Source organism: Acidocella sp. C78 (genome assembly GCF_907164655.1).
The window spans coordinates 40,166-63,664 of sequence record NZ_CAJQZK010000071.1; the positions used below are offsets into that span (position 1 = coordinate 40,166).

A 23,499-nucleotide genomic window follows, 5' to 3' on the forward strand; every position below is an offset into this window, starting at 1 on the left:
CAGTCATTATATAGTCATCCCGCGCATGTAGGTCAGCCAAAATCACCACAGGTGCGTCATGCGTGAGAAAAAAATATAAAGTTATAGGTAGCACAACAGGATAGATAGCCGACCGCCACAGAGGGCTATCAGAGAAAATGGGGTTTTCCGCATTTGATGATTATCTTGATCGTATGGCTGAGCGCTCACTATATAATATAAAGACCTTAAAAGGAGTCTTTTGTCATGAGTGAGATGCTGGATTATGATATCAAAGCTGCGATGGCTCTGCTTGATGAAAAGCTGAAAGCAGCGCAGCCAAAACGCCGGGGGCGCAAACAACTTCTCGCGCCATACGCTGATCAGCTTCGGCGGTATGTCGCTGCCGGCTGGTCGCGCAAGGAAATCGTCGCTGAGATGAAAGCGCTGGGTATCTCGATCAGCGCGGGGACGCTCAGGCAGGTGCTGGGCAGTAAGCCGTCACATAGGGCGAGTAAGGCAGCCTAAATAATCATCTAACTATCGACGTTATCTGGACCTTGCCGAACCGGTATACCTCCGGCATGTTCGTTGCATGCCGATACCGGATTATCAATCGCTGATGCTGCCCGTTTTGACTATCTCAAATGGGGGTGAGGTCGCCATTCGTGGCGTCATAGATCAACTTGCGGACCATCTGGGTTTGACGGAGGCAGAGCGAACCGAACTCCTCCCATCAGGCCGGCAGACTTTGTTTGCAAATCGCGTTCATTGGGCCAAGACATATCTAGCAAAGGCTGGCCTCGTGGAGGCAACCCGGCGAGGGCACTTTCGTATCACCGCACGCGGTCGAGAGGCACTTGATGCCCATCCGGCGACGATCGACAACACTTTCCTCGATCAATTCGACGAATTCCGCCAGTTTCGTGAGCGGCCAACAATGGGATTGGTTGAGTCGATCCCAGTCGCAATGTCCGCGCCGGAAGTAGTAGGCACTCCCGACGACATCATGCGGGCCGCACATAAACAAATCGATGCCGCTTTGGCACAAGACCTACTTGACCGGATACGCAAATCCCATCCCGAATTTTTCGAGCGGGTTATAGTTGATCTGTTACTTGCCATGGGCTTCGGTGGTTCGGTTGAGGATGCTGGACGCGCCATAGGCCGAAGCGGCGATGACGGTATTGACGGCGTGATCGACCAGGATGCTCTTGGGCTTGACCGCGTTTATATACAGGCAAAGCGGTACGCGGCGGGAAATAACGTCGGCTCAGGTTCGATCAGGGATTTTTTCGGCAGTCTCGACAGACATCGCGCCACTAAGGGTATTTTTGTCACGACATCAGGCTTCTCATCATCCGCTCGTGAAACAGTCGAATTTTTGAGCAAGCGCATCGTTCTGATCGACGGCGATCAACTAGCGATGTTGATGATCAGACATAATGTCGGATGCCGGATCGAGGATACTTTGCACATCAAGCGTATTGACGAGGATTTCTTCGAGTGAGACGGCCATATCGGAGACTACAGTGGCTTCAGATTTAAGCTTCCGATCATTTTTAAGGTGCCTGCGCCGCTATGTGATCGATTGGCTCCGTTTTCTCGGCCCGAATTTTAAGTGGGAATGGACGACTATCATTCCTCCGGCCATTACATTGGGCGTAATTTTCCGGCTTAACGGTATGGAGCCAGCATATCGAATTGGTGGTGGAGTTTTGCAGATAATCGGTGTGGCATCTGTATTTTGGGGTGTCCGCCAGACCCGCAGCAGTTTCGGTCAAATTGGCGGGTGGCGGTCGTTTCTCAGTAGAGTCAAAAATTACCCGAGATGGCGCCGAGACATTATCGTTATGGCTGGGGGCGCAGCATTCGGAGGTGCGACGGCGTCTGGTCGAGCTGTGCTGGGGAAAGGCTTCCCAGTAGGTGCGTCTGTCGATCATCGACTAGACCTACTTCTGGACTGGATCAACCAGTCGATCATAGATGTCGATAAGGTCAGAAGCGAAATTGAGATTGCAAAAGATGGCCTTAAAAAGAAGATAGAAAATGAAAAATCGGAACGGGACAAAGCCGACCATAATCTTTTGAAAACCATGGAAGGAGTTTCTACGGGTGGCCTTAGTCTGACTGTGGCTGCCACAGTTTGGATTATGGTCGGGCTTGTCATGTCCACTTTTTCTGTCGAATTGGCGGGACACTACATTTCCATTCGATTTTAATTATGCGGGTGGCGCGGCGGTTCACAGATAGGGAGAGTGAATGGCCGCCAGTCGCTTTTGGTGGGACCGTATTTCGTGAGCCGCAGTTTGCAAATATGAAAGTCTGTTCTTGTCATGGGTTGGAATACTGGTAAATTTTTTATATCTAATTTGGATTTTGAATTTTCGAAAACCCAAATAATCAGACCAGAAACAGAGGCGGTTCATGCTAATCGTTGATTTGTTCTCCAAGCGTCAAGCCGACGCGGCTAGGTCGGGCCAGGCTGATGTGTATCAGTACACCATCATCCCCCCAAAGCTCCGGGTTCAAACTGAGCAGATCGCACTTCAAGCCATAGGCTTTGTTGGTAAGTCCGGCGACAACCTGATAAATTTTGACAAAGACAACGAATTTTGGTTGCAAATCGAAACCATATACCGGCGTGAGATGGGTGTGGACCGCCTCGCCCACGAACGCTTCGCAGGCGAGCGTATTTTGCTTTTTATGCGAAATTGCACCACTGAAGAATGGCTCGACCTTCTTGAATTGATCGCCAAATCTATCCGGATTGCTGGAGGCGGCGAATTTAGGTCTTTTCGACAACTATGGAGTGTTTCAGTTTCCGCTGAAGATGCCATCAACGAGATAAACTACCGGCTTCGACAGGCTGGGGTAGGATATCAGGTCGAAGGTGGTAATCTTATTCGCGTGGATAGCCAGTTCGTCCATGCCGAGGTGGTTAAACCTGCCCTGGCTTTGCTTTCTAGCAGAGGTTTTGATGGGCCGATGCAGGAGTTCTTATCTGCCCACCAATATTATCGGGCGGGAGAATACCGCCAAGCTGTTTCTATGGCCGCCAATGCTTTGGAAAGCACGTTTAAAGCTATTTTTGATCAAAAAGGATGGGATTACAGCAAGGGGGCTCGAATCTCTGATCTTGTCAAGCCCGACTTAAACAGTCAAACCCGGAACGATACGGTATCGTAAGTTGAGATCTTTGATTTCACTCGAGATTTTCGTAGGCACGTCGGGATTTTGCAAAAACGTGGTGCTAAATAATTGCGTAAATTGCTTCTTTTAACTTGATTTATGATTGGTTTTCGGCTGCCAATTCGGCATGTTCGTGCGCGAGAAGCGAATCAACGGCTACAGCTACCTTTATCTGGTCGAGAGCGTCCGTGAGGACGGGCGCAGCAAGCAGCGCATCATCAAGAACCTGGGCCGGAAGGAAGTCGTCCTGGCCGATGGAGGTCTCGACCGCCTCGCCGCCTCGATCGCGCGCTATGCCGACCGTGCCTCGGTCCTGGCCCAGCTGGCGGCAGGCAATCCGGACGGGCTGAGCTGCAAGCGGATCGGCGCGCCGCTGTTGTTCGGCCGACTGTGGCAGGAGAGCGGGATCGCTGCTGTGTTCGAGGAGCTGCTGGCCGGGCGGCAGTTCGAGTTCCCGGTCGAGCGCGCGGTGTTCGCCACCGTGCTCCACCGGATCATGGTCTCGGGCTCGGATCGCGCCTGCGACAAATGGCTCGAGGATTACGACATTCCCGGCACCGAGGAGCTCGGCCTGCATCACCTCTACCGCGCCATGGCCTGGCTCGGCGAAGAGCTGCCGGACGAGGAACAGGGGGATGCCACGCCCTTTGCGCCACGGACGGTGAAGGATCTGGTGGAAGAGCGTCTCTTCGCCCGACGGCATGATCTGTTCACCGACCTCTCGGTCGTGTTCATGGACACCACCTCGCTGTATTTCGAAGGTGCCGGCGGCGAGACGCTGGGCGCGCGGGGCCACTCCAAGGATTACCGCCCACAGCTCGCGCAGATGATCCTCGGCGTGGTGATCGATCAGGACGGAAGGCCAATCTGCACCGAGATGTGGCCAGGAAACACCGCCGATGTCTCGGTGCTGGTGCCGGTGATCGACCGCCTGCGGTCGCGCTTCGGCATCGGCCGGGTCTGCGTCGTCGCCGATCGCGGCATGATCAGTGCCGCGACGATCGCCGCGCTGGAGGAGCGCGGGCTGGAATACGTGCTCGGCGCAAGGGAACGCACCGACCGCATCGTCCGCGGCGAGGTGGTGCTGGCCGATGAGCGCCCCTACACCCCGCTCTGCCTCGAGCGCGCCGGTGGCGACGAGACCCAGCTCTTCATCAAGGAGGTCAAGGTCGCGGGCAAGCGCTATATCGTCTGCCGCAACGAGGCGGTGGCCATCGAAGAGGCCGAGACCAGGCGCAAGGTGGTCGCCGCCCTCGATCGTCAGCTGACGCGCGGCGATAAGGCGCTGATCGGCAACTCCGCCTATCGCCGCTTCCTGCGCCCGGTCAGTGACGCAAAGCCCGGCCGCAAGCACAAGCTGTTCGAGATCGACGCCGGCAAGCTCGCCGAGGAAGCCCGCTTCGACGGCGTCTTCGTGCTGCGCTCCAACGCCCGGATTTCACCGCTGCAGGCGGTGATCCGCTACCGGGACCTGCAGAATGTCGAACGGCTGTTCCGTGTCGCGAAGGCGACAATGCGCACCCGGCCAATCTACCATTCCTCCGACGCCGCCATCCGCGGCCACGTCTTCTGCTCGTTCCTCGCGCTGATCCTGCACCAGGCGCTCGACGAAAAACTCCGCCGGGCCGGCAAGCGCGTCGAATGGGCCGATCTCCTGCGTGATCTCGACCGCCTCCAGGAGGTCACCATCAGCAAGCGCGGGCAGCAGATCGTCCTGCGCACCCCAGCAACCAACTCGATCGGGCCGATCTTCAAGGCCGCCGGCGTCGCCCTGCCAGCCAACGTGCGAGACGCATCCGCTTCCTGATCCAAATCCTCCCGAAAGCCGCAGGGTGTGGTGCTAAGAAACCACGCGCCCACAATACATGGCTGTTTTCATTGGACTATTTTCAGGTCGCTGTTCAAGTCGGGTCAAGGTAGCCAAGGGAAATAGGCTTTGGCCTGATTATCTTGACAATAGCTTCGACCAGCTAGTTGCGACATTACAAAGTGGCTTGCCGAAGATCAGGGATAATGACGCTTCTCATGGTCAGGGTGCAAAGCCAAAAGCCGTACCAGATTACATCGCAGCCTACGCCCTTCATCTAGCAGCCTGCAAAATCGTGTTTATCACTGAGGCCGCCAAGAACAAGTAATGCTTATTATTAGTATTACGTTTTGCCGTCGGTGTCGGCCTTCTACCCGATCGCCTCGACCAGATCATCAACCCGAAGATGTGCATAACGCCACAGCATCTGCGCAGTTTTATGACCGCTGATTTGAGCGATTTGGCGCTCAGTCAGCCTAGTCCGCTCAAATAGACGTGAGATGGCCTCATGGCGGAGGTCATGAAAAGTCAGGCCGTCGATGCCCGCATTTTTTGTCACACGCCTCATGATCTTCGTGATCTGCATCTCTGTCATCCCAAAGACAGAGCCGTCGATGTGCCGTGGAAGATTTTCTAAGACAGCCATCGCCGCTGTTGAAAGTGGCACCGATCTGTCCGTTCCATTTTTTGTATCGACCAGCCGCATCGTCCGATTTGACATGTTTACATGTTTCCATGTCAGTCCCGCGATCTCCCCGCGCCTGGCACATGTAGCCAAAGCGAACCGGATGACCTGACTGAACGCCGGGCCTGCCGCTTCCAGCAGCCGTTCTTCTTCGCCAGGCCCCAGCCGCCTTTCTCGTCCGCCTGAAACGCGGGGCTTGCTCCGTCCGAGTGCTCTTACAGGATTTGGTAAGCCTTCCATTGCCCAGGATTCCTGGGCCGTGCGAAAAACTCGGCTTATCTGAGCAAGATCAAGCCGGACGGTATTTGCTGATACGCCTTCGGCCCGCCTTTCCCGAATGAAATCCGCGAGGTCAGCCGACCTGAGCCGCGCCAGCGATATCTTGGCGATAGGATACCGCAGGAGCAGCGAGATTCGATTGCCGTCAGCGATCTGGCTGCTCGGAGCCAGATCAGGCAGCACCTCATCACGCCAGCGTGATAGACCTTCCCCGAGTGTTACCCTCTCGGCTTCGCTGGTGTCCCGCCAAGCGCCGGTGTCCATTTCGCGCTCCACCTTACGCGCCCATGCCTCGGCGTCTGCCTGGCGCATGAAAGTACGGCTCTGTGGCGGGTAGCCCTGTCGCCTGATCTTAGCCTGCCATCTGCCGTCCCGATTTGTGATCGTCGCCATTATCAGTGTCCCGGAAATCGCTCAGTGTCCCGAGATTGTCCCATAAAATAAGTCCCAAAGTCAAAAGATTTTGGGACAACGGCATAAAGCATTGTTTTTATTATCTTATTTTGGTGCGGATGGGGGGACTTGAACCCCCACGTCCTGTCGGACAACAGATTTTAAGTCTGCTACGTCTACCGTTCCGCCACATCCGCACGGTGGATTCTTCTCCTGCCACGGCCGCGCTGAGTCGGGCAAGCGCCGGATGGGCAAGTGCAGGTTGCGCAAGCGCAGTGCGGGCAAGCGCCGGGCGGGCAGCTCAGAATCCGAACTGCACCTGCCGGCTGTTGCCGCGGGCGAGGTTGCGATACCGCGCCATCGCCATCAGCGGAAAGAACCGCGGATAGCCATGATAGCGCAGGTAGAACACGCGCGGAAACCCGACCGCGTTATAAGGCTGTTCGGTCCAGGAGCCGTCCTCCTCCTGCACCGATTGCAGCCAGGCGATGCCGCGGGCCACGGCCTCGTGCGTCGCGTAGCCGGCGGCCATCAGGCCGAGCAGCGCCCAGGCGGTCTGCGAGGGCAGGCTCTCGTGATATTCGCCAGGCTTCGCGTGGGCATAGGACTCGCAATCCTCGCCCCAGCCGCCATCGGCGCGCTGGCGGGCGAGCAGCCATTCGACGGCGCGAACCATCATCGGGTCGTCCCTCGGCACGCCGGCGGCGTTCAGCGCGCAGAGCGATGACCACGTGCCATAGATGTAATTGGTGCCCCAGCGGCCGAACCAGGAACCGTCCTTCTCCTGCTCGCGGCGCAGATAGCCGACGCCGCGATCGATCGCCGGGCGGTCCTCTTCATGGCCGAGCTGGGCGAGGAAGGAGACGCACCGCGCGGTGACATCCGCCGTCGGCGGGTCGAGCAGGGCGCCATGATCGGCGAAGGGAATGTGGTTCAGGTAGTGGAACTCGTTGTCCGAATCGAAGGCGCCCCAGCCGCCGGAGCGGCTCTGCATGCCGAGAATCCACTGCCGGGCGCGTTCCACCGCCTCGCGATGGGCGGGATCGCCGTTGCGGTCGAGGATCATGCCGACCACGGCGGTGTCGTCCACGTCGGGGTAATGGGCATTGTTGTACTGGAAGGCCCAGCCGCCGGGCGGGGCGTCCGGCTTGCGATAGGCCCAGTCCCCCTTCACGTCGAGAACCTGGCGGGGGATCAGCCAGTCGCAGGCGGCGGCGAGGTCCGCATCGCCGGCGCTGCCGGCCTCGGCCAGCGCGTGGGCGGCGAGCGATGTGTCCCAGACCGGCGACAGGCAAGGCTGCACGTAGCTTGCCCCCTCGAATCGATAGGACGCGTCGGTGACCAGCTTGCGGACCGAGGCCCAGGCCGTCGCGTAATCCGGATGCTCGGGGCTGTAGCCGAGCGTGTGATACATCATCACCGTGTTGGCCATGGCCGGGTAGATGGCGCCGAGCCCGTCCTCGCCGTTCAGGCGCGGGGTGATGAAGTCGATCGCCGCCTGGATCGCGCGTTTGCGGGAGCGGGCGGGGAAATGCCGCTCCAGCGGGCGCAGCGCCGAATCGATCGCCTTGAACAGATAGCCCCAGTTCGAGCGATAGGGGCCGCGAATATAGTCGGTCACCTCGTCCGGCGGGGTGACGAACAGCTCGTCGATCCGCACATTGCGCGGGTTGCGGGCGACCGGGCGCTCGGTGAGCAGCACCAGCAGCGGTGCGATGACGGTGCGCGACCAGTAGCTGATCTTCCAGATCGTGATCGGAAACCAGTCCGGCAGCAGCATGATCTCGACCGGCATGACCGGGCAGGCCCGCCAGGGCACGGCGCCGAACAAAGCGAGCTGGATGCGGGTGAAGACATTGGTGCGCGCCGCCCCGCCACGGGCGAGGATCGCCTCGCGGGCGCGGCGCATATGCGGCGCCTCGGGGTCGTCGCCGATCGCCTTCAGCGCGAAATAGGCCTTCACGCTGGCCGAGAGATCCATCGCCCCGTCATGAAACAGCGGCCAGCCGCCGGGGTTCTGCGGCGAATCTCCCTGGATGCCGCGCAGGAACACACCGATCCGCGCCTCAAGCGCGGGGTCGATCCGGTCGAGGAAATGTTCGAGCAGGACATATTCCGCGGGGATCGTCGCGTCCGCCTCAAGCTCATAGACATAGTGGCCGTCAGCCCGCTGCTCGGCCGACAGCCGCGCATGCGCGCGGCCGATGGCCTGATCGAGGGCGGCGAAATCGATGGACATCGTATCGAACATCGCCTCCCTATAGGCGATTTCGCCGCTCCACGCCTAGAGCACCATCCGGTTGGCCGGCCGGATGCGCCCCTACCCCTCGGCGGCGATCAGGCCGCGGGTGCGGCGGGCGAGCCAGGACTGGCTCGGCGGCGCCAGCAACTGGTCGACCGCCGTGGCCCGGGCCACCGTGCCGTCACGCAGATAGGCTTCGTGGCGCGCCTCGATCGCATCCGGGTCGTAGAGGTAATTCACCATCACGCCGAAGGATTCCGAAATGCCGCGGCTGCTGGTGTTGCCGAGCCAGTTGATCCGTTCGAGCCGCGCGCCGTTGCCGAGATGGAACCGCGCCACCGGATCGGCGCGGCCGGCGGCCGGAATGCCGCTTTCGCGCCAGGCGCCAGTGAGATAGAGCGCCGCGAGCCGCAGCAGCGGTCCGCGCAGCGCCGCCGCAAGGCCGGAATCGGTCCACCAGGGCCGATCCTCCAGCACCGATTTCAGCAGATTGGCGTCGCCCTCGCCGGTGGCATCGCCGATCGGAGCGGCGCCGATCGCGCGGCCGATCGCCTCGCGTTCCTCGCTGGCGAGCAGCGGGGCAGGGGGCGAATCCAGCACGGCGCGAATCGCCCGGCGCAGGCCCGGAACCGGCGACAGGGTGGAGAATTTCCGCAGGTTGGGCAGTTCCGCCTGCAACTCGGCGACGACCTGCTTGATCAGGAAATTGCCGAATGAAATGCCGCGCAACCCTTCCTGGCAATTCGAGATCGAATAGAAGATCGCGGTATTCGCCCGCGATGCGGCGTCCTGCTGGGCGTGCTCGGCCGCATCGTCGTCGGCTGCGGGGGCGAGCAGCGGCCCGATCGCTTCCGCCAGCCCCTTGACCAGCGCGACCTCGACGAAGATCAGCGGCTCGTCGGGCAAAGCCGGGTGGAAGAAGGCGAAGCAGCGCCGATCCGGCGCGAGGCGGCGGCGCAGATCGTCCCAGCCCTGGATCTCATGCACCGCCTCATAGGCGATGAGCTTTTCCAGCACGAAGGCCGGCGTGCGCCAGTCGATCCGGCGGAGTTCGAGGAAGCCGCGGTTGAACCACGAGGCGAACAGATGCCGCAAATCCGAATCGAGCGGCGCGAGGCTCGGCTGCTTCGGCAGCGCGGCCAGCACTTCCCGCCGCATGTCCACCAGCGCGCCGGTGCCGCCGGGCGCCATGTTCATCCGCCGCAGCAATTCCTGCCGCGGCGGCTCGGCGGCGGTGGCCAGCGCGGCGGCGGTGGCGGCGTCCGGCGTGTCGAGATAGGCGCGGGCGGCGCGGTGCAGGCGTTCGGGATCGGGCTCGAAGCCGGTGGCGAGAAAATCGCAGAAGACCAGCCGGTCATGCGGGGCGAGCCGGCGCAGCGCGCCGAGCAGTGCTGCGGCGAGTGCCGCGCCCGAGGCCTCGCCCCGGCCGCCGAGCAGCGCATCCGCCAGCAATTCGGCGCGCTCGCGCGAGGGAAGATCGTCGTTGGGAAGATTGACGAACACCCGCCCGTGTTCGGCGATCGACGACCAGAGCCGTTCGAGCCAGGAGCGGTTGGGGCGGTCGTGCGGAACCGGGGCGGTGGCGGGCATCGCGGCACTCCTGCGCGGGTCGGTGTCTTCCGTTCCTGAAACCGTGCGCCGGTCTCAGGAACGTGAATACAGGATACCCGATCGCCGCCAGGCGGGAAACCGGGGCGCGCGGGAAATCAGGCGTTTTGGGCGGCGAGCGCGTCGACCCGCGCCTGCGCGGTGATCAGCCGGTCGGAGGCGGCGCGCCAGCCGGCCTCGTCCGCCTCGTCGGCCTCGCGCCAGGCCGCCTCGGCCGCCGCGAGTTCGTCAGCGGCCTTCAGCGGGTCGAGTTCGGCCAGCTTCACGATCGCGTCGGCGAGAACGGTGCAGCGTTCCTCGGTGATCTGGGCGAAGCCGCCGGAGACGAAGAACCGGTCGACCAGCTTCTCGTCCTCGTAGAGATCGATCAGGCCGCCGCGCAGCGAGGTGATCATCTGCGAATGGCCCGGCAGGACACCGAGGTCGCCCTCGGTGCCGGGGATCACCACCATGCTGACCGGGCGGGCGAGCAGGAGCCGCTCCGGGCTGATGATTTCGAGCGCGACGGTCATGGGATCAGGCCGTCGCGTTCAGGGACTCGGCCTTCTTCACCGCGTCCTCGATGGTGCCGACCATGTAGAAGGCCGCTTCCGGCAGGTGGTCGTATTCGCCGGCGCAGATCGCCTTGAAGCTGCGCACCGTGTCCTCCACCGCGACGAAAATGCCCGGCGAGCCGGTGAACACTTCGGCGACATGGAACGGCTGCGAGAGGAAGCGCTCGATCTTGCGGGCGCGGGCGACGGTGAGCTTGTCGTCTTCCGAAAGCTCGTCCATGCCCAGGATCGCGATGATGTCCTGCAACGACTTGTAGCTCTGCAGGATGCGCTGCACCTCGCGGGCGACGTTGTAGTGCTCCTCGCCGACGATGCGCGGGTCGAGCGCGCGGGAGGTGCTGTCCAGCGGGTCGACCGCCGGATAGATGCCCTTTTCCGCGATGGCGCGGTTCAGCGTCGTCGTCGCGTCAAGATGCGAGAACGAGGTCGCCGGCGCCGGGTCGGTGAGGTCGTCGGCGGGAACGTAGATGGCCTGGACCGAGGTGATCGAGCCCTTCTTGGTCGAGGTGATGCGCTCCTGCAGCGCGCCCATGTCGGTCGCGAGCGTCGGCTGGTAGCCCACCGCGGAGGGAATGCGGCCGAGCAGCGCCGAAACCTCGGCGCCCGCCTGGGTGAAGCGGAAGATGTTGTCGACGAAGAACAGCACGTCCTGGCCTTCCTCGTCGCGGAAATATTCCGCCATGGTCAGGCCGGAGAGGCCGACGCGCATGCGCGCCCCCGGCGGCTCGTTCATCTGGCCATAGACCAGCGCCACCTTGGAGCCCTCGGTGGTGTTGTCGCCCAGCTTGATCACGCCGGCATCGATCATCTCGTGATAAAGGTCGTTGCCCTCGCGGGTGCGCTCGCCAACCCCGGCGAACACCGAAACGCCGCCGTGGCCCTTGGCGATGTTGTTGATCAGCTCCTGGATGAGCACGGTCTTGCCCACGCCGGCGCCGCCGAACAGGCCGATCTTGCCGCCCTTCAGGTACGGCGCGAGCAGGTCGACGACCTTGATGCCGGTGACGAGGATCTCGGCCGAGGTCGCCTGCTCGTCGAAGCTCGGCGCCTGGCGGTGGATCGGCGCGGTGCGGGTGGTCGGAATCGGCCCGCGCTCGTCGATCGGCTCGCCGATCACGTTGAGGATGCGGCCGAGGGTTTCGGGGCCGACCGGCACGGCGATCGCCTCGCCGGTGTCGCGCACCTCATCGCCGCGCGCGAGGCCGTCGGTGCTGTCCATCGCGATGCAGCGAACGGTGCGCTCGCCGATTTCCTGCGCCACTTCGAGCACCAGCCGGCGGTCGCCCACCTTGGTTTCCAGCGCGTTGAGGATGTAGGGCAGCTCGCCCTCGAACTGCACGTCGACCACGGGGCCCATGATCTGCGTGATGCGGCCGGTAACGTTCTTTGCCATATGCGTAATTCCCTAGACCTCAGAGCGCTTCCGCGCCGGAAATGATCTCGATCAGTTCCTTGGTGATATTCGCCTGACGGGTGCGGTTGTAGTTCAGCGTGAGACGGTTGATCATCTCGCCCGCATTGCGCGTCGCATTGTCCATCGCGGTCATGCGCGCGCCCTGTTCGCCGGCGGCGGATTCGAGCAGCGCGCTGTAGATCTGCACCGCGAGATTGCGCGGCAGCAGACGGTCGAGCAGCGTGCCGTCATCCGGCTCGATCTCGTAATAGCCGGCGTGCTGGCCCGCCCCGGCATTGTCGTTCGCGGCCTGGCCGGCGCTCGCCGGGATCAGCGGCGTTTCGCTCGGCACCTGCGACATCACCGAGACGAAGCGGTTGAACATCAGCGTGCAGATATCGAACGCGCCGCCCTCGAACGCGGCGACGATCTGCTGCGCGATCGCCTCGGCGTCGGCGAACTCGATCGTCTTCTTGCCGACGAAATTCGCCTCGCCGATGATCTTCTCGCGCATGTCGCGGCGGAAGAAATCGCGCCCCTTGCGGCCCACCGTGAACAGACGGACCCGCTTGCCCTCCGCCTCGAGCTTGCGCACCCGCGCCCGGGCGGCGCGGTTGATCGAGGAGTTGAACGGGCCGGCAAGGCCGCGATCGGCGGTGACGACAACGATGAGATGCGTGCGGTCCGCCCCGTTGCCGACGAGCAGCGCCGGCGCGTTGGGGTTGTCCGCCGCGCCCTCGGCGAGGGCGCCCATCATCGCGGCCATCCTCGTGGCGTAGGGCCGCGCCGCCTCGGCCTGCGCCTGGGCGCGGCGCAGCTTGGCGGCGGCGACCATCTTCATCGCCTTGGTGATCTTCTGCGTCGACTTGACGCTGGAGATCCGGTTCCTGAGGGCTTTCAGGCTGGCCATCTGTGCCGAGCGCCCCTTACGCGAAGCTGGACGCGAAGGACTTGACGAACTCGATGAGCTTCGCCTCGGTCTCCTTCTTGATCTCGCGATCGTTGCGGATCGAGTCGAGAATCTCCGGCGAGCGCGCCTTCATCTCCGAGATCAGCTGCGCCTCGAAATCGCCGATGCGGTTCACCGGCACCTCGTCGAGATAGCCGCGGGTGCCAACGAAGATCGACACGACCTGCTCCTCGACCGGCAGCGGCTTGAACTGGGGCTGCTTCAGCAGCTCGGTCAGGCGCGCGCCGCGGGCGAGCAGCTTCTGGGTCGAGGCGTCGAGATCCGAGGCGAACTGCGCGAAGGCCGCCATCTCGCGATACTGCGCGAGGTCGAGCTTGATCTTGCCGGCGACCTGCTTCATCGCCTTGATCTGCGCGGCGGAGCCGACGCGCGAGACCGAGTTGCCGACATTCACCGCCGGGCGGATACCCTTGAAGAACAGTTCGGTCTCAAGGAAGATCTGCCCGTCGGTGATCGAGATCACGTTGGTCGGAATATAGGCCGAAATGTCGCCCGCCTGGGTCTCGATGACCGGCAGCGCGGTCAGCGAGCCGGCGCCGAACTCGTCGGACATCTTCGCCGCGCGCTCCAGCAGGCGCGAATGCAGGTAGAACACGTCGCCCGGATAGGCTTCGCGTCCCGGCGGGCGGCGCAGCAGCAGCGACATCTGGCGATACGCCACCGCCTGCTTCGACAGATCGTCGAACACGATCAGCGCGTGCATCCCGTTGTCGCGGAAATACTCGCCCATCGCGCACCCCGTATAGGGGGCGAGGAACTGCATCGGCGCCGGCTCGGAGGCGGTCGCGGCGATGACGATGGAGTATTCCATCGCGCCGTTTTCCTCCAGCGTCCGCACCAGCTGCGCCACGGTGGAGCGCTTCTGCCCGACCGCGACATAGATGCAGTAGAGCTTCTTGCTCTCGTCATCCTGCGCGTTCAGCGGCTTCTGGTTGATGAAGGTGTCGACGATGATCGCGGTCTTGCCGGTCTGGCGGTCGCCGATGACCAGCTCGCGCTGGCCGCGGCCGATCGGGATCAGCGCGTCGATCGACTTGATGCCGGTCTGCATCGGCTCATGGACCGACTTGCGCGGAATGATGCCCGGCGCCTTGGTCTCGACCAGGCGGCGCTCGGTCGCCTCGATCGGGCCCTTGCCGTCGATCGGGTTGCCAAGCGCGTCGACCACGCGGCCGAGCAGCCCCTTGCCAACCGGCACGTCGACGATGCGGCGGGTCCGGGTGACGGTGTCGCCCTCGCGGATCGCCTTGTCGTCGCCGAACACGACGACGCCGACATTGTCGTTCTCGAGGTTCAGCGCCATGCCCTGAACGCCGGCGTTCGGGAACTCGACCATCTCGCCGGCCATCACATTGGCCAGGCCGAACACGCGCGCGATGCCGTCACCGACGGACAGGACCTGGCCGGTCTCGGCCACATCCGTCTCGGTGTCGAAGCTCGCGATCTGCTTCTTGAGGATCTCGGAGATTTCGGCGGGGCGGATCTCCATATCAGGCGGCTCCCTTCATCACATGGCGCAGGCGTTGCAGGCGCGATTTCAAACTGGTGTCGTAAAGCTTCGATCCGATCCGCACGGTCAACCCGCCCAGCAGCGAGGGGTCGACCGTTTCACGGATGGTGACGCGCCCGTAGCCGGCCTCGGCGAGGCGGGCGGTGAGCTGGGCGCGCTGGGTGTCGGTGAGCGGATGCGCCGAGGCGATGTCGGCCGCGACCACGCCGCGCTTCCCGGCGACATAGGCCGCGAAACCCGCGAGCAGCGCCGGCAGCTCGGCAAGGCGGCGATTGGCGATGGCGGTGCCGATGAAATTGCGGACGAGGTCGGATACGCCCTGGCTGGCGAGCACCGCCTCCATCGCCCGCCCGGCCTCGCGCATGTCGATCGCGCGGCTGCCGATCAGGCGGCGCAGCGACGGGTCTTCGGCGAAGAGCTGGCCGAGCGCCGCCATTTCGGAGACGACGGCGTCGAGAACCTTGCGTTCATCGGCCAGCTCGTACAGCGCCCGCGCATAGCGGACGGACAGGCCGGACGCACGATCCTGCTGGGGGGAAATGGCTTGCGGCGATGCGGAAACGGCGGACGACACCAGTATGACCCTGCCTTCGATCTCAGTTCTTGCGTTTCAACCCCGGATTGATTCGCCACGCCCCGTCAGCCGGAATGCGGACACACCTTTCCGTGCGCTTTTTCAAGCGATGCGCGCCAGTAGCATACGACCCCATGCCGCGCAACGCATGCGCTCACAGGAATGAGATCGGATCGACGTCGATATCGACCCGTGCGGCGCGGGGCAGCCCCCCGGCGCGGGCGCGGGCCAGCCAGTCGCGCAGCACCGTCTGCACCGCAACCCCGCGCGCGGCGCGCAGCAGCAGGCGGCGGCGGTGCCGGCCGCGCAGCATGGCGAAGGGCGCGGGCGCGGGACCGAGCACCTGCACGCCCGCCTGCGGCTGGGTGCGGGCGAGGGCGGCCGCGGCCGCATCCGCGATGCCGGCCTCGTCGGCGCTGACGATCAGCGCGGCGAGCCTGCCGAAGGGCGGCCAGTTTCCCGGCGCGCGCAGCTCCGCCTCGGCGCGGCGGAACCCGGCGAGATCGTTGCCGACCAGCGCGCGCATCACCGGATGCTCCGGCGCGTAGGTCTGCAGCAGCACCCGCCCGGGCAGCCGCCCGCGCCCGGCGCGGCCGGCGACCTGGTGCAGCAGCTGCGCGCTGCGCTCGCCGGCGCGCAGATCGCCGCCGCCAAGGCCGAGATCGGCATCGACCACGCCGACCAGCACGAGGTCGGGAAAGTGCCAGCCCTTGGCGATCATCTGCGTGCCGATCACGAGATCGATCTCGTGGGCGACGATCGCGCGCAGCGCCGCCTCGGCCTGTTCGGCGGTGGTGATCGCGTCGCTCGCCATCAGAATGGTGCGGGCGGCGGGGAACAGCTCGGCGACTTCCTCGGCGATGCGCTCCACGCCGGGGCCGATCGGAACGAAACTCTGCTCCGCCGCGCATTCGGGGCATTTGGCGGGCACCTGCGCCGCGTGGCCGCAATGATGGCAGAGCAGATGGCCCGGCCGGCGGTGTTCCACGAGCCAGGCGGTGCAGTTCGGGCAGGTGAGCCGGTGCCCGCAGCCACGGCAGAGGGTGAGCGGCGCATAGCCGCGGCGGTTGAGGAACAGCATCGCCTGGCCGCCGCCGTCCAGCGTGGCCTCCAGCGCTTCGGCCAGCACCGGAGAGAGAAATCGCCCGCGCGCCGGCGGGGCGGCGCGCAGGTCGATCGCCTCGATCGCCGGCAGCCGCGCGCCGCCATGCCGGGCGGCGAGGGTGATGTGGCGGTAGCGCCCGGTTTCGGCGTTCACCGCCGATTCGAGGCTCGGCGTGGCGGAGGCGAGGATGACGGCGCAGCCGGCGATCCGCCCGCGCACCACCGCCATGTCGCGCGCGTGATAGGTCACGCCGTCCTCCTGCTTGTAGGCGGCCTCGTGCTCCTCATCGACCACGATCAGCCCGGGATCGGCGAAGGGAGGAACAGCGCCGAGCGGGCGCCGAGCACCAGCCTCGCCGCGCCGCTCGCGACCGCGTGGTAACTGGCGCGGCGGGTCGCCGGCGTCAGGCCGGAATGCCACAGCGTCGGCGCCGCGCCGAACCGGGCGGCGAAGCGCGCGGCGAACTGGGCGGAAAGCGCGATTTCCGGCACCAGCACCAGCGCCTGCCGCCCCTCCCGCAGGCAGGCCGCGATGGCCTCGCAGAACACTTCGGTCTTCCCCGCGCCGGTCACCCCTTCGAGCAGCGTGACCTCGAACCGCCGCGCCGCGACCGAGGCGCGCAGGGCGGATGCGGCGTCCTCCTGCGCCGCCGACAGCGCGGGCGGCGCGTGGTCGGGATCGGGCGCCGCAACGGGCCGCTCCCGCGCCGCGGGGCGCAGCATCCCGGCATCGGCAAGGCCGCGCACCACGGCGGCGCCGACGCCGGCGGCGGCGGCGAGTTCGGCGGTGCTCGGGCGGTCGAGTGTCGCCAGCGCATCCAGCACGCGCTGCCGTGCCGCGGTGATCCGCCCGGCCGGTGCGGCGCCCGCCGCCCAGCCGGCGCGGGGGGCGGGCGGGTCGAGCAGCCCGGTTTTCAGGGCGAGGGCGAGCACCTCGCCGCGCGGCGCCATCGTGTACTGCGCGACCCAGTCGATGAAGCGGCGCAGCGTTCCCGGCAGGGCAGGGGTGGCGACAAGCGCCTGAACCGGCCTCAGCCGGCCCGGCGCGATGTCCGGCTCCGGCGCGTCGTCCCACACCACGCCATGCACGATGCGCCGGCCGAGCGGCACGGTCACCACGGCACCCGGCGCCGGCGCGCCCGCGCGCACCTCATAGGTGAAGGCGGCGTCGAACGCGTAGGGCAGCAGGATCGAGACCAGCGCCATCAGGCGCGGGCCGGGTCAGACGTTGAAGCGGAACAGCAGAACGTCGCCATCGGCGACAATATAGTTGCGCCCCTCGATTCGCAGCTTGCCCGCCTCGCGCGCCCCGGCCTCGCCATTGCAGGCGACATAGTCGTCATAGGCGATGGTTTCGCAGGCGATGAAGCCGCGCTCGAAATCGCCGTGGATCACGCCCGCCGCGGCGGGGGCGGCGGTGCCGCGGGTGATCGTCCAGGCGCGGGTCTCCTTCGGGCCGCAGGTGAAATAGGTGATCAGCCCCAGCAGCTCGTAGCCGGCGCGGATCACCCGGTCGAGCCCGGAATCGGCGAGTCCCAGCCCGTCGAGGAACTCCTCGCGCTCGCCGGCGGGAAGCTGCGCCACCTCGGCCTCGATCGCGGCGGAGACGATCACATGCGCCGCCCCCTGCGCCGCCGCCATCTCGGCAACCCGCGCCGACTGCGCGTTGCCCGTCGCGGCCGAGGCTTCCTCGACATTGCAGACATAGAGAACCGGCTTCGCGGTGAGCAGTTGCAGCCGGCGCACCGCCTCTTCCTCGCCGGCCGGAATCGCGGTCCGGGCCGGCCTTCCGTCCTCCAGCACCTTGAGCAACGGCTCGATCAGCGCCAGTTCGGCGGCGGCGGCGCGGTCGTTGCCGCGCGCCTTCTTCTGCAGGTTGGGCACGCGCTTCTGCAAGCTTTCGAGATCGGCCAGCATCAGCTCGGTCTCCACCGTGTCGGCATCCCGCAGCGGGTCGATATGCCCCTCGACATGGGTGATGTCGTCATCCTCGAAGCAGCGCAGCACGTGGATGATGGCGTCGACCTCGCGGATATTGGCGAGGAACTGGTTGCCGAGTCCCTCGCCCTTCGCCGCCCCGCGCACGAGGCCGGCGATATCGACGAATTCGAGGCTGGTCGGCACGGTCCTCACCGACTTGCCGATCTTCGCCAGCACGTCGATCCTGGGGTCGGGCACGGCGACGCGGCCGACATTCGGCTCGATCGTGCAGAACGGATAATTCGCCGCCTGCGCCGCGACGGTCGCGGTCAGCGCGTTGAACAGGGTCGACTTGCCGACATTGGGCAGGCCGACGATGCCGCAGTTGAAACCCATCTCAGGCGGTGTCCTTGGTCAGGAGGGCGACTTTCGTCATGAAATCTTCCGGCTTGCCGGCGGCGAGCAGGGGGGCGGCGTCAGAGACCGCTTCGAGCGTGACGACCAGCCAGTCCTCGTCCGTCTTCGCGAAATTGCCGAGCACATGGCCATGCACCCGCGCCTTGTCGCCCGGATGGCCGATGCCGAGCCGCACGCGCCAGTACTCCTGGGTGCCGAGCGTGCGGTCGATGCTGCGCAGCCCGTTATGTCCCGCCGCGCCGCCGCCGCGCTTCACCCGCACCTTGCCGGGGATGAGGTCGAGCTCGTCATGAAACACGGTGATGGCGTCCGGCGGCAGCTTGAAGAACGCGCCGGCCGGCTGCACCGCGCGGCCCGACTCGTTCATGTAGGTCAGCGGCTTGAGAGCGACGATCTTCTCGCCGCCGATGCTGCCCTCGCTCACCAGGCCGGAAAAGCGCTTCCGCCACGGCGCGAAACCGTGGCGGTCGGCGATCACGTCGATCGCCATGAAGCCGATATTGTGACGGTTCCGTGCCATCCCGGGTTCGGGATTGCCGAGGCCGACCCACAGCTTCATGGCGAGGGGTCCGCGATATTACTTCTTGCCGCCCTTGGCAGCGCCCTTGGCAGCGCCCTTGGCCGGCGCTGCCGCGGCGCCTTCGGCGGGTGCTGCCTCGGCCACCACGGTCGGCGGCGCGATCGTCGCGATCACGAAGTCACGGTCGGTGATGGTCGGCTTCGCAACGCCGATGCCCTTGAGGTCGGACCAGCGGATGTTGTCGTTGATGTCCAGCGGGCCGAGATCCGCCTCGAAATGATCGGGGATGTGATCCGGGTCGCACATCACCTCCACCGCGTGGCGCACGATGTTCAGCACGCCGCCGCGCTTCATGCCGACCGAGATCAGCTCGTTGAGGAAGTTGACGTTGACCGCGACGCGCACGGGCTCGCCCGCCGCGAGGCGCTGGAAGTCGACGTGCTCGGGCTGGTCGGTGACCGGATGCAGCTGGATGTCGCGCATCAGCGCGCGGGCCTTGCCCGAAGCGGTCTCGATCTCGTAGAGGCGCGAGCGCCAGCCGCCGCGCTTCATCTCGCGCAGCACGATGCGCGGGTCGAGCGCGATCAGGGAGGGTTCCTGCTTCGCGCCGTAAATCACCGCCGGCACCTTGCCGGCCCGCCGTGTCGCCCGCGCCACCCCCTTGCCGGCCCGCGCGCGATCCTCGGCCGCAATGGTCTCGAACTTGGCCATTCTTCGCTCCATGAACTCAATGAAAAAAACCGGCCTCCAGGGGTGCCGGCACCGGTTCGCCTACCCCATCGCAGCCGGCCTGACAAGTTTTGCCGCCGCATGCGCGCCATCCGCGCGGCGGGGTCAGAGCATGAAGCGGTCGCCGAGATAGACGCGGCGGACCTCGGGATGCGCCACCACCTCGTCGGGCACGCCCTCCATCAGCACATGGCCCTCGTGCAGGATATAGGCGCGGTCGATCACTTCCAGCGTCTCGCGGACATTGTGGTCGGTGATGACGACGCCGAGGCCGCGCTGCTTGAGCTGGGCCACCATGTCGCGAATCTCGCCGACCGCGATCGGGTCGATCCCCGCCAGCGGCTCGTCGAGCAGGATGTAGCTCGGCCCGGTCGCCAGCGCGCGGGCGATCTCGACGCGGCGGCGTTCGCCGCCGGACAGGGCAAGCGCCGGGGTGCGGCGCAGATGCGAGATGCCGAACTCGGCCAGCAGATCGTCCAGCATCGCCTCGCGCCGGTCCGGATCGGCCTCCACCACTTCCAGCGCCGCGGTGATGTTCTGCTCCACCGTGAGGCCGCGGAACACGCTCGCCTCCTGCGGCAGGTAGCCGATGCCGAGCCGCGCGCGGCGATACATCGGCAGGGTGGAGATGTCGGCGCCATCCAGCAGGATCGAGCCGGTATCCGGCTGGATCAGCCCGACGATCATGTAGAATGTGGTGGTCTTGCCGGCGCCGTTCGGCCCGAGCAGGCCGACCGCCTCGCCCCGCCGCAGCGTCACCGAGACATTGCGCACCACGGGGCGCTTGCGGAAACTCTTGCCAAGCCCGCGGGCGACGAGCCCGTGCTCGGCGGCGGCGGCCGGCGTGCCGCCCGGCGCCGCCGCGATGCCGCCCGGGATGACGCGAAGCTGTTCCTTCATGGCGCCGCCTTCGCGCCCGAATGCGGCGATTTCGCGGCGCCGGCCGGCCGCGTCTGCGTGCTGTCGGGAATGATCAGCCCCTCGACCCGTTGCCCCGGGCGGGAGACCAGCGTCGCGATGCCGGTCTTCATGTTGATCCGCGCGGTCTGGCCGGCGAGTTCGTTGGGGCCGTGGGTGATGTGCACATTGCCGGTCAGCACCGCGATGCCGCTCGCCGGATGATAGACGCCGTGATCGCCGGTCGCGACGTCGCTTTGCGTGGTCACCACCACATGCCCCTCCGCCACCACCTTGCGCAGCTTGCTGGCGTCGGTCTGCGCGGCTGAGGGTGGCGCCCCGGCAGCGGACGGGGCGCCGGCCGCTGCCGGGGCGGCGGGCGCGAAATAGCCGGTCAGCCGATCGGCGGTGACCGTGCGGCCATCCTTGCCCACCACCCTGGCATCCCCGATGGCGACCGCCTTGCGCGCGTCGGACCAGTATTGCAGGGCGCGGGTCGCGGTGACGGTCTCGCTCGGCGTCACCAGCCTGAGCCCGTGGCCGGTCAGCACCAGCTCGTGCCGGCTCATGTGATAGACCGCGCGATCGCCGAAAGCCTGCTCCGTCGCGGTGAAGATGTGAACATGGCCGACCGCCTCCAGCCGGGTGATCTGCGAGGCGCCCGAATCGAGCCCGGCGAGGCCGGTAGCCGGCGTGCCTTGGGGCGCCGCCGCCGGCTTGCCGCCGCCCGCCGGGGCCGGGCTGTACTGCGCGACGAGCTGGTCGGCCGTCACCGTCACCGTGCCGCGCACCGCCTTGGCCTTGCCGCTGGCGGTGACGATCCGCGTCTTCTGGTTCCACGCGATGCCGTTCTGCGCGGTGATGTCGATCGGCGTCGGCTGGCCGCCGGTCGCGCCGAAGCCGAGCGACTGCGCGGCGGCCGCGCCGGGCAGGGCGACGAGAACGAGCAGCGCCGCGGCGCGCCGGGCCTGCACGATCATGAGCCGCTTCCGTCCTGTCCGGGAGGTGATGAAAGATTCGCCTGGTCGAGCACGAGGTGCGAGGGGCCGCTGAAGGTCACGGTCTGGCCGTGATTGCGGGCGACGAAGCCATCCGCCGCGGTCAGCGTGCCGAACGGACCATAGGCGGAAACCGGCGTCTTGCCGGTGGCGACGCCGGCCTTGATGTCGATCGTGGCACGGCGCGTGCGCATGGTGGTGCCGTCGGCGCGATAGAGCGTGACCTTGCCGGCAAGGTCGAGACGCTGGGATTTCTGGTGATAGACGCCGCTCTTCGCGTCGAGCATGAACCACGAGCCGCTGCGGGTCGTGATGTCGCCTTTCGGCCGGTCGAGGTCGAGCCGGTCGCCCCCGCTCTGGACCGCGTGGCGGGCGGTGATGGTGAATTTCTCGCCCCGCGCGTCGATGCCGCGATATTGCGCGCCGGTCAGCCGCGACAGCGCGGCGGCGCTGCCGCCCGGCAGCTCGCGATAGGTGATGCGGCCGAACCGCGCGCCGCTGCGCAGGCCCGGAAAGATGACGATGGCGACGAGCAGGATGGCGGCGAGCGCCGGCAGGATGACCTTCGCGGCGGCGACGATGCGGCGCTGCCGGCCAAGGGCGGCGCGCTGGCGATCGCGCGAGGCGGTGAGGGTGGCGAACAACCCCTCGGACCGCCCGCGCATCCCGCCGCGCGGCCGCGACGCGCCGGGCCGGTCCGGCGTGCGCGCCGCGTTCACGCGACACCCGCCCGCAACAGGTCGTGCATGTGGACGATGCCGAGCACCCGGCGCGCGCCATCCACCACGAACAGCGACATCACCCGGGGGGTCAGCGCCGTCATGTCGTGCAGCGCCTCCTCGGCGAGCCGGTCCGGCCCGATCACCCGCGGGCTGGTGGTCATCACCTGGCCGACCTCGCGCGCCAGCAGGTCGGGCGCCATCGCGCGGCGCAGGTCGCCATCGGTCACCACGCCGAGCAGATGGCCCTCGCCGTCGACGACGCCGAGGCAGCCGAAATGCTTCGCGGTGATCAGCAGGATCGCCTGGTCCATCCGCGTGCCCGGCGCGGCGAGCGGCACCTCGTCGCCCTCATGCATCAGGTCGCGCACCCGCCGCAGCCGGGCGCCGAGCTTGCCGCCGGGGTGGAACAGGCCGAAATCGGCGGCGGTGAAGCCGCGGCGGGCGAGCAGCGCGACGGCGATGGCGTCGCCGAGCGCCATCTGCATCGTCGTGCTGGTGGTCGGCGCCATGCCGATCGGCCCGGCCTCGGGGGCGGTGGGCAGCAGCAGCACGAGATCGGCGGCGCGCGCCAGCGTGCTCGCGGCGCGGCTGGTGATCGCGATCAGCGGCAGCGCGAAGCGGCGGACATGCGAGACGATGTCGGCAAGCTCCGCGGCCTCCCCGGAATTGGACAGCGCGATGACCGCATCCCCCGGCACGATCATGCCGAGATCGCCGTGGCTCGCCTCGGCGGGGTGAACGAACAGCGCCGGCGTGCCGGTGGAGGCGAGGGTGGCGGTGATCTTGCGGGCGACATGCCCCGACTTGCCCATGCCGGTAACGACGACGCGGCCGCCGATCCCGGCCAGCAGCCCGATCGCCGCGGCGAAGGTCTCGCCCAGCGTGCCGGCCAGCGCGGTCAGCGCCGCGGCTTCGGTGGCCAGCACGTCGCGCGCGATGGCGAGGTCGGCGGCTTCATCCGGGGCGGGCGCGGCATCGTCGCGGGAGGGGGCAACAGGCATGGTCTGTCCGCTCGTCATGGTCCTGT

General features: G+C 65.9%; 21 protein-coding genes, 1 tRNA gene and 1 pseudogene. 6 read left to right on the plus strand and 17 right to left on the minus strand.

Features of this window, described 5'->3' with window-relative positions:
- The first annotated feature begins 225 nt into the window (after positions 1–225).
- The 6 genes from ACIDOCELLA78_RS88660 to ACIDOCELLA78_RS88685 all read left to right on the plus strand — a co-directional run bounded on the left by ACIDOCELLA78_RS88660 (position 226) and on the right by ACIDOCELLA78_RS88685 (position 5,285).
- On the plus strand, positions 226–486 hold the full coding sequence (locus ACIDOCELLA78_RS88660) for a hypothetical protein (RefSeq protein WP_201728648.1): 261 nt from the start codon (positions 226–228) through the stop codon (positions 484–486).
- A 67-nt stretch (positions 487–553) separates the two neighbouring features.
- Entirely contained in the window at positions 554–1,468 is a 915-nt protein-coding gene (locus ACIDOCELLA78_RS88665; protein ID WP_201728649.1) for a restriction endonuclease, read from the plus strand.
- 22 nt (positions 1,469–1,490) lie between these two features.
- Positions 1,491–2,180 carry a hypothetical protein gene (locus ACIDOCELLA78_RS88670; protein WP_201728650.1) on the plus strand — a complete coding sequence of 230 codons (690 nt, stop codon included), beginning with the start codon at positions 1,491–1,493 and terminating at the stop codon, positions 2,178–2,180.
- A 205-nt stretch (positions 2,181–2,385) separates the two neighbouring features.
- Entirely contained in the window at positions 2,386–3,147 is a 762-nt protein-coding gene (locus ACIDOCELLA78_RS88675; protein WP_201728651.1) for an STM4504/CBY_0614 family protein, read from the plus strand.
- A gap of 130 nt (positions 3,148–3,277) precedes the next feature.
- Positions 3,278–4,957 carry an IS1634 family transposase gene (locus tag ACIDOCELLA78_RS88680; RefSeq protein ID WP_201728633.1) on the plus strand — a complete coding sequence of 560 codons (1,680 nt, stop codon included), beginning with the start codon at positions 3,278–3,280 and terminating at the stop codon, positions 4,955–4,957.
- Between the two features lie 58 nt (positions 4,958–5,015).
- Positions 5,016–5,285, plus strand: coding sequence for a DUF7014 domain-containing protein (locus ACIDOCELLA78_RS88685; RefSeq protein WP_374223253.1), 270 nt, complete (start codon positions 5,016–5,018; stop codon positions 5,283–5,285).
- A 42-nt stretch (positions 5,286–5,327) separates the two neighbouring features.
- On the opposite strand, the gene ACIDOCELLA78_RS88690 is transcribed toward ACIDOCELLA78_RS88685, so the two are convergent.
- The 17 genes and pseudogenes from ACIDOCELLA78_RS88690 to ACIDOCELLA78_RS88770 all read right to left on the minus strand — a co-directional run bounded on the left by ACIDOCELLA78_RS88690 (position 5,328) and on the right by ACIDOCELLA78_RS88770 (position 23,491).
- Positions 5,328–6,314 carry a site-specific integrase gene (locus ACIDOCELLA78_RS88690; protein WP_214006282.1) on the minus strand — a complete coding sequence of 329 codons (987 nt, stop codon included), beginning with the start codon at positions 6,312–6,314 and terminating at the stop codon, positions 5,328–5,330.
- Positions 6,315–6,425: 111 nt separating this feature from the next.
- Positions 6,426–6,511, minus strand: a tRNA-Leu gene (locus tag ACIDOCELLA78_RS88695).
- 104 nt (positions 6,512–6,615) lie between these two features.
- Positions 6,616–8,565, minus strand: a complete 1,950-nt coding sequence (gene shc, locus ACIDOCELLA78_RS88700; RefSeq protein WP_201728653.1) for a squalene--hopene cyclase — start codon at positions 8,563–8,565, stop codon at positions 6,616–6,618.
- Between the two features lie 69 nt (positions 8,566–8,634).
- Entirely contained in the window at positions 8,635–10,146 is a 1,512-nt protein-coding gene (locus tag ACIDOCELLA78_RS88705) for a malonyl-CoA decarboxylase (protein ID WP_201728654.1), read from the minus strand.
- Positions 10,147–10,262: 116 nt separating this feature from the next.
- Positions 10,263–10,676, minus strand: a complete 414-nt coding sequence (gene atpC / locus ACIDOCELLA78_RS88710) for an ATP synthase F1 subunit epsilon (protein ID WP_201728655.1) — start codon at positions 10,674–10,676, stop codon at positions 10,263–10,265.
- A 4-nt stretch (positions 10,677–10,680) separates the two neighbouring features.
- Positions 10,681–12,111 (minus strand): F0F1 ATP synthase subunit beta, encoded by a 1,431-nt coding sequence (gene atpD / locus ACIDOCELLA78_RS88715; RefSeq protein ID WP_201728656.1) that lies wholly within the window; start codon positions 12,109–12,111, stop codon positions 10,681–10,683.
- Positions 12,112–12,130: 19 nt separating this feature from the next.
- The gene (locus ACIDOCELLA78_RS88720) at positions 12,131–13,021 is read right to left on the minus strand and encodes a F0F1 ATP synthase subunit gamma (protein ID WP_201728657.1); all 891 of its coding nucleotides are present in this window, start codon (positions 13,019–13,021) and stop codon (positions 12,131–12,133) included.
- Positions 13,022–13,037: 16 nt separating this feature from the next.
- Positions 13,038–14,570, minus strand: a complete 1,533-nt coding sequence (gene atpA, locus ACIDOCELLA78_RS88725) for a F0F1 ATP synthase subunit alpha (protein WP_201728658.1) — start codon at positions 14,568–14,570, stop codon at positions 13,038–13,040.
- 1 nt (position 14,571) lies between these two features.
- Positions 14,572–15,165, minus strand: coding sequence for a F0F1 ATP synthase subunit delta (locus ACIDOCELLA78_RS88730; RefSeq protein WP_201728659.1), 594 nt, complete (start codon positions 15,163–15,165; stop codon positions 14,572–14,574).
- Between the two features lie 154 nt (positions 15,166–15,319).
- Positions 15,320–17,475, minus strand: a pseudogene (locus ACIDOCELLA78_RS88735) (primosomal protein N').
- A 15-nt stretch (positions 17,476–17,490) separates the two neighbouring features.
- Positions 17,491–18,585: a redox-regulated ATPase YchF gene (gene ychF / locus ACIDOCELLA78_RS88740; protein ID WP_201728660.1), complete on the minus strand. Its 1,095-nt coding sequence runs from the start codon at positions 18,583–18,585 to the stop codon at positions 17,491–17,493.
- A gap of 1 nt (position 18,586) precedes the next feature.
- Positions 18,587–19,165 (minus strand): aminoacyl-tRNA hydrolase, encoded by a 579-nt coding sequence (gene pth, locus ACIDOCELLA78_RS88745; RefSeq protein WP_201728661.1) that lies wholly within the window; start codon positions 19,163–19,165, stop codon positions 18,587–18,589.
- Positions 19,166–19,183: 18 nt separating this feature from the next.
- The gene (locus ACIDOCELLA78_RS88750) at positions 19,184–19,837 is read right to left on the minus strand and encodes a 50S ribosomal protein L25/general stress protein Ctc (RefSeq protein ID WP_201728662.1); all 654 of its coding nucleotides are present in this window, start codon (positions 19,835–19,837) and stop codon (positions 19,184–19,186) included.
- Positions 19,838–19,960: 123 nt separating this feature from the next.
- Positions 19,961–20,755 carry an LPS export ABC transporter ATP-binding protein gene (gene lptB / locus ACIDOCELLA78_RS88755; protein WP_249675767.1) on the minus strand — a complete coding sequence of 265 codons (795 nt, stop codon included), beginning with the start codon at positions 20,753–20,755 and terminating at the stop codon, positions 19,961–19,963.
- On the minus strand, positions 20,752–21,732 hold the full coding sequence (locus ACIDOCELLA78_RS88760; RefSeq protein WP_201728663.1) for an LptA/OstA family protein: 981 nt from the start codon (positions 21,730–21,732) through the stop codon (positions 20,752–20,754). The genes lptB and ACIDOCELLA78_RS88760 overlap by 4 nt, the downstream gene beginning before the upstream one ends.
- On the minus strand, positions 21,729–22,469 hold the full coding sequence (lptC, locus tag ACIDOCELLA78_RS88765) for an LPS export ABC transporter periplasmic protein LptC (RefSeq protein ID WP_201728664.1): 741 nt from the start codon (positions 22,467–22,469) through the stop codon (positions 21,729–21,731). Before lptC ends, ACIDOCELLA78_RS88760 begins: the two co-directional genes overlap by 4 nt.
- Entirely contained in the window at positions 22,466–23,491 is a 1,026-nt protein-coding gene (locus tag ACIDOCELLA78_RS88770) for an SIS domain-containing protein (protein ID WP_201728665.1), read from the minus strand. The genes lptC and ACIDOCELLA78_RS88770 overlap by 4 nt, the downstream gene beginning before the upstream one ends.
- Between the last annotated feature and the right edge of the window lie 8 nt (positions 23,492–23,499).

Excerpts from the sequence above, each read along its gene's own strand:
- ACIDOCELLA78_RS88660 (WP_201728648.1), top strand. The coding sequence starts at position 226 with ATGAGTGAGATGCTGGATTATGATATCAAAGCTGCGATGGCTCTGCTT.
- ACIDOCELLA78_RS88665 (WP_201728649.1), top strand. The coding sequence starts at position 554 with ATGCCGATACCGGATTATCAATCGCTGATGCTGCCCGTTTTGACTATC.
- ACIDOCELLA78_RS88675 (WP_201728651.1), top strand. The coding sequence starts at position 2,386 with ATGCTAATCGTTGATTTGTTCTCCAAGCGTCAAGCCGACGCGGCTAGG.
- ACIDOCELLA78_RS88680 (WP_201728633.1), top strand. The coding sequence starts at position 3,278 with ATGTTCGTGCGCGAGAAGCGAATCAACGGCTACAGCTACCTTTATCTG.
- ACIDOCELLA78_RS88685 (WP_374223253.1), top strand. The coding sequence starts at position 5,016 with ATGGCTGTTTTCATTGGACTATTTTCAGGTCGCTGTTCAAGTCGGGTC.
- ACIDOCELLA78_RS88690 (WP_214006282.1), bottom strand. The coding sequence starts at position 6,314 with ATGGCGACGATCACAAATCGGGACGGCAGATGGCAGGCTAAGATCAGG.
- shc (WP_201728653.1), bottom strand. The coding sequence starts at position 8,565 with ATGTTCGATACGATGTCCATCGATTTCGCCGCCCTCGATCAGGCCATC.
- ACIDOCELLA78_RS88705 (WP_201728654.1), bottom strand. The coding sequence starts at position 10,146 with ATGCCCGCCACCGCCCCGGTTCCGCACGACCGCCCCAACCGCTCCTGG.
- atpC (WP_201728655.1), bottom strand. The coding sequence starts at position 10,676 with ATGACCGTCGCGCTCGAAATCATCAGCCCGGAGCGGCTCCTGCTCGCC.
- atpD (WP_201728656.1), bottom strand. The coding sequence starts at position 12,111 with ATGGCAAAGAACGTTACCGGCCGCATCACGCAGATCATGGGCCCCGTG.
- ACIDOCELLA78_RS88720 (WP_201728657.1), bottom strand. The coding sequence starts at position 13,021 with ATGGCCAGCCTGAAAGCCCTCAGGAACCGGATCTCCAGCGTCAAGTCG.
- atpA (WP_201728658.1), bottom strand. The coding sequence starts at position 14,570 with ATGGAGATCCGCCCCGCCGAAATCTCCGAGATCCTCAAGAAGCAGATC.
- ychF (WP_201728660.1), bottom strand. The coding sequence starts at position 18,585 with ATGGGTTTCAACTGCGGCATCGTCGGCCTGCCCAATGTCGGCAAGTCG.
- pth (WP_201728661.1), bottom strand. The coding sequence starts at position 19,165 with ATGAAGCTGTGGGTCGGCCTCGGCAATCCCGAACCCGGGATGGCACGG.
- ACIDOCELLA78_RS88750 (WP_201728662.1), bottom strand. The coding sequence starts at position 19,837 with ATGGCCAAGTTCGAGACCATTGCGGCCGAGGATCGCGCGCGGGCCGGC.
- lptB (WP_249675767.1), bottom strand. The coding sequence starts at position 20,755 with ATGAAGGAACAGCTTCGCGTCATCCCGGGCGGCATCGCGGCGGCGCCG.
- ACIDOCELLA78_RS88760 (WP_201728663.1), bottom strand. The coding sequence starts at position 21,732 with ATGATCGTGCAGGCCCGGCGCGCCGCGGCGCTGCTCGTTCTCGTCGCC.
- ACIDOCELLA78_RS88770 (WP_201728665.1), bottom strand. The coding sequence starts at position 23,491 with ATGACGAGCGGACAGACCATGCCTGTTGCCCCCTCCCGCGACGATGCC.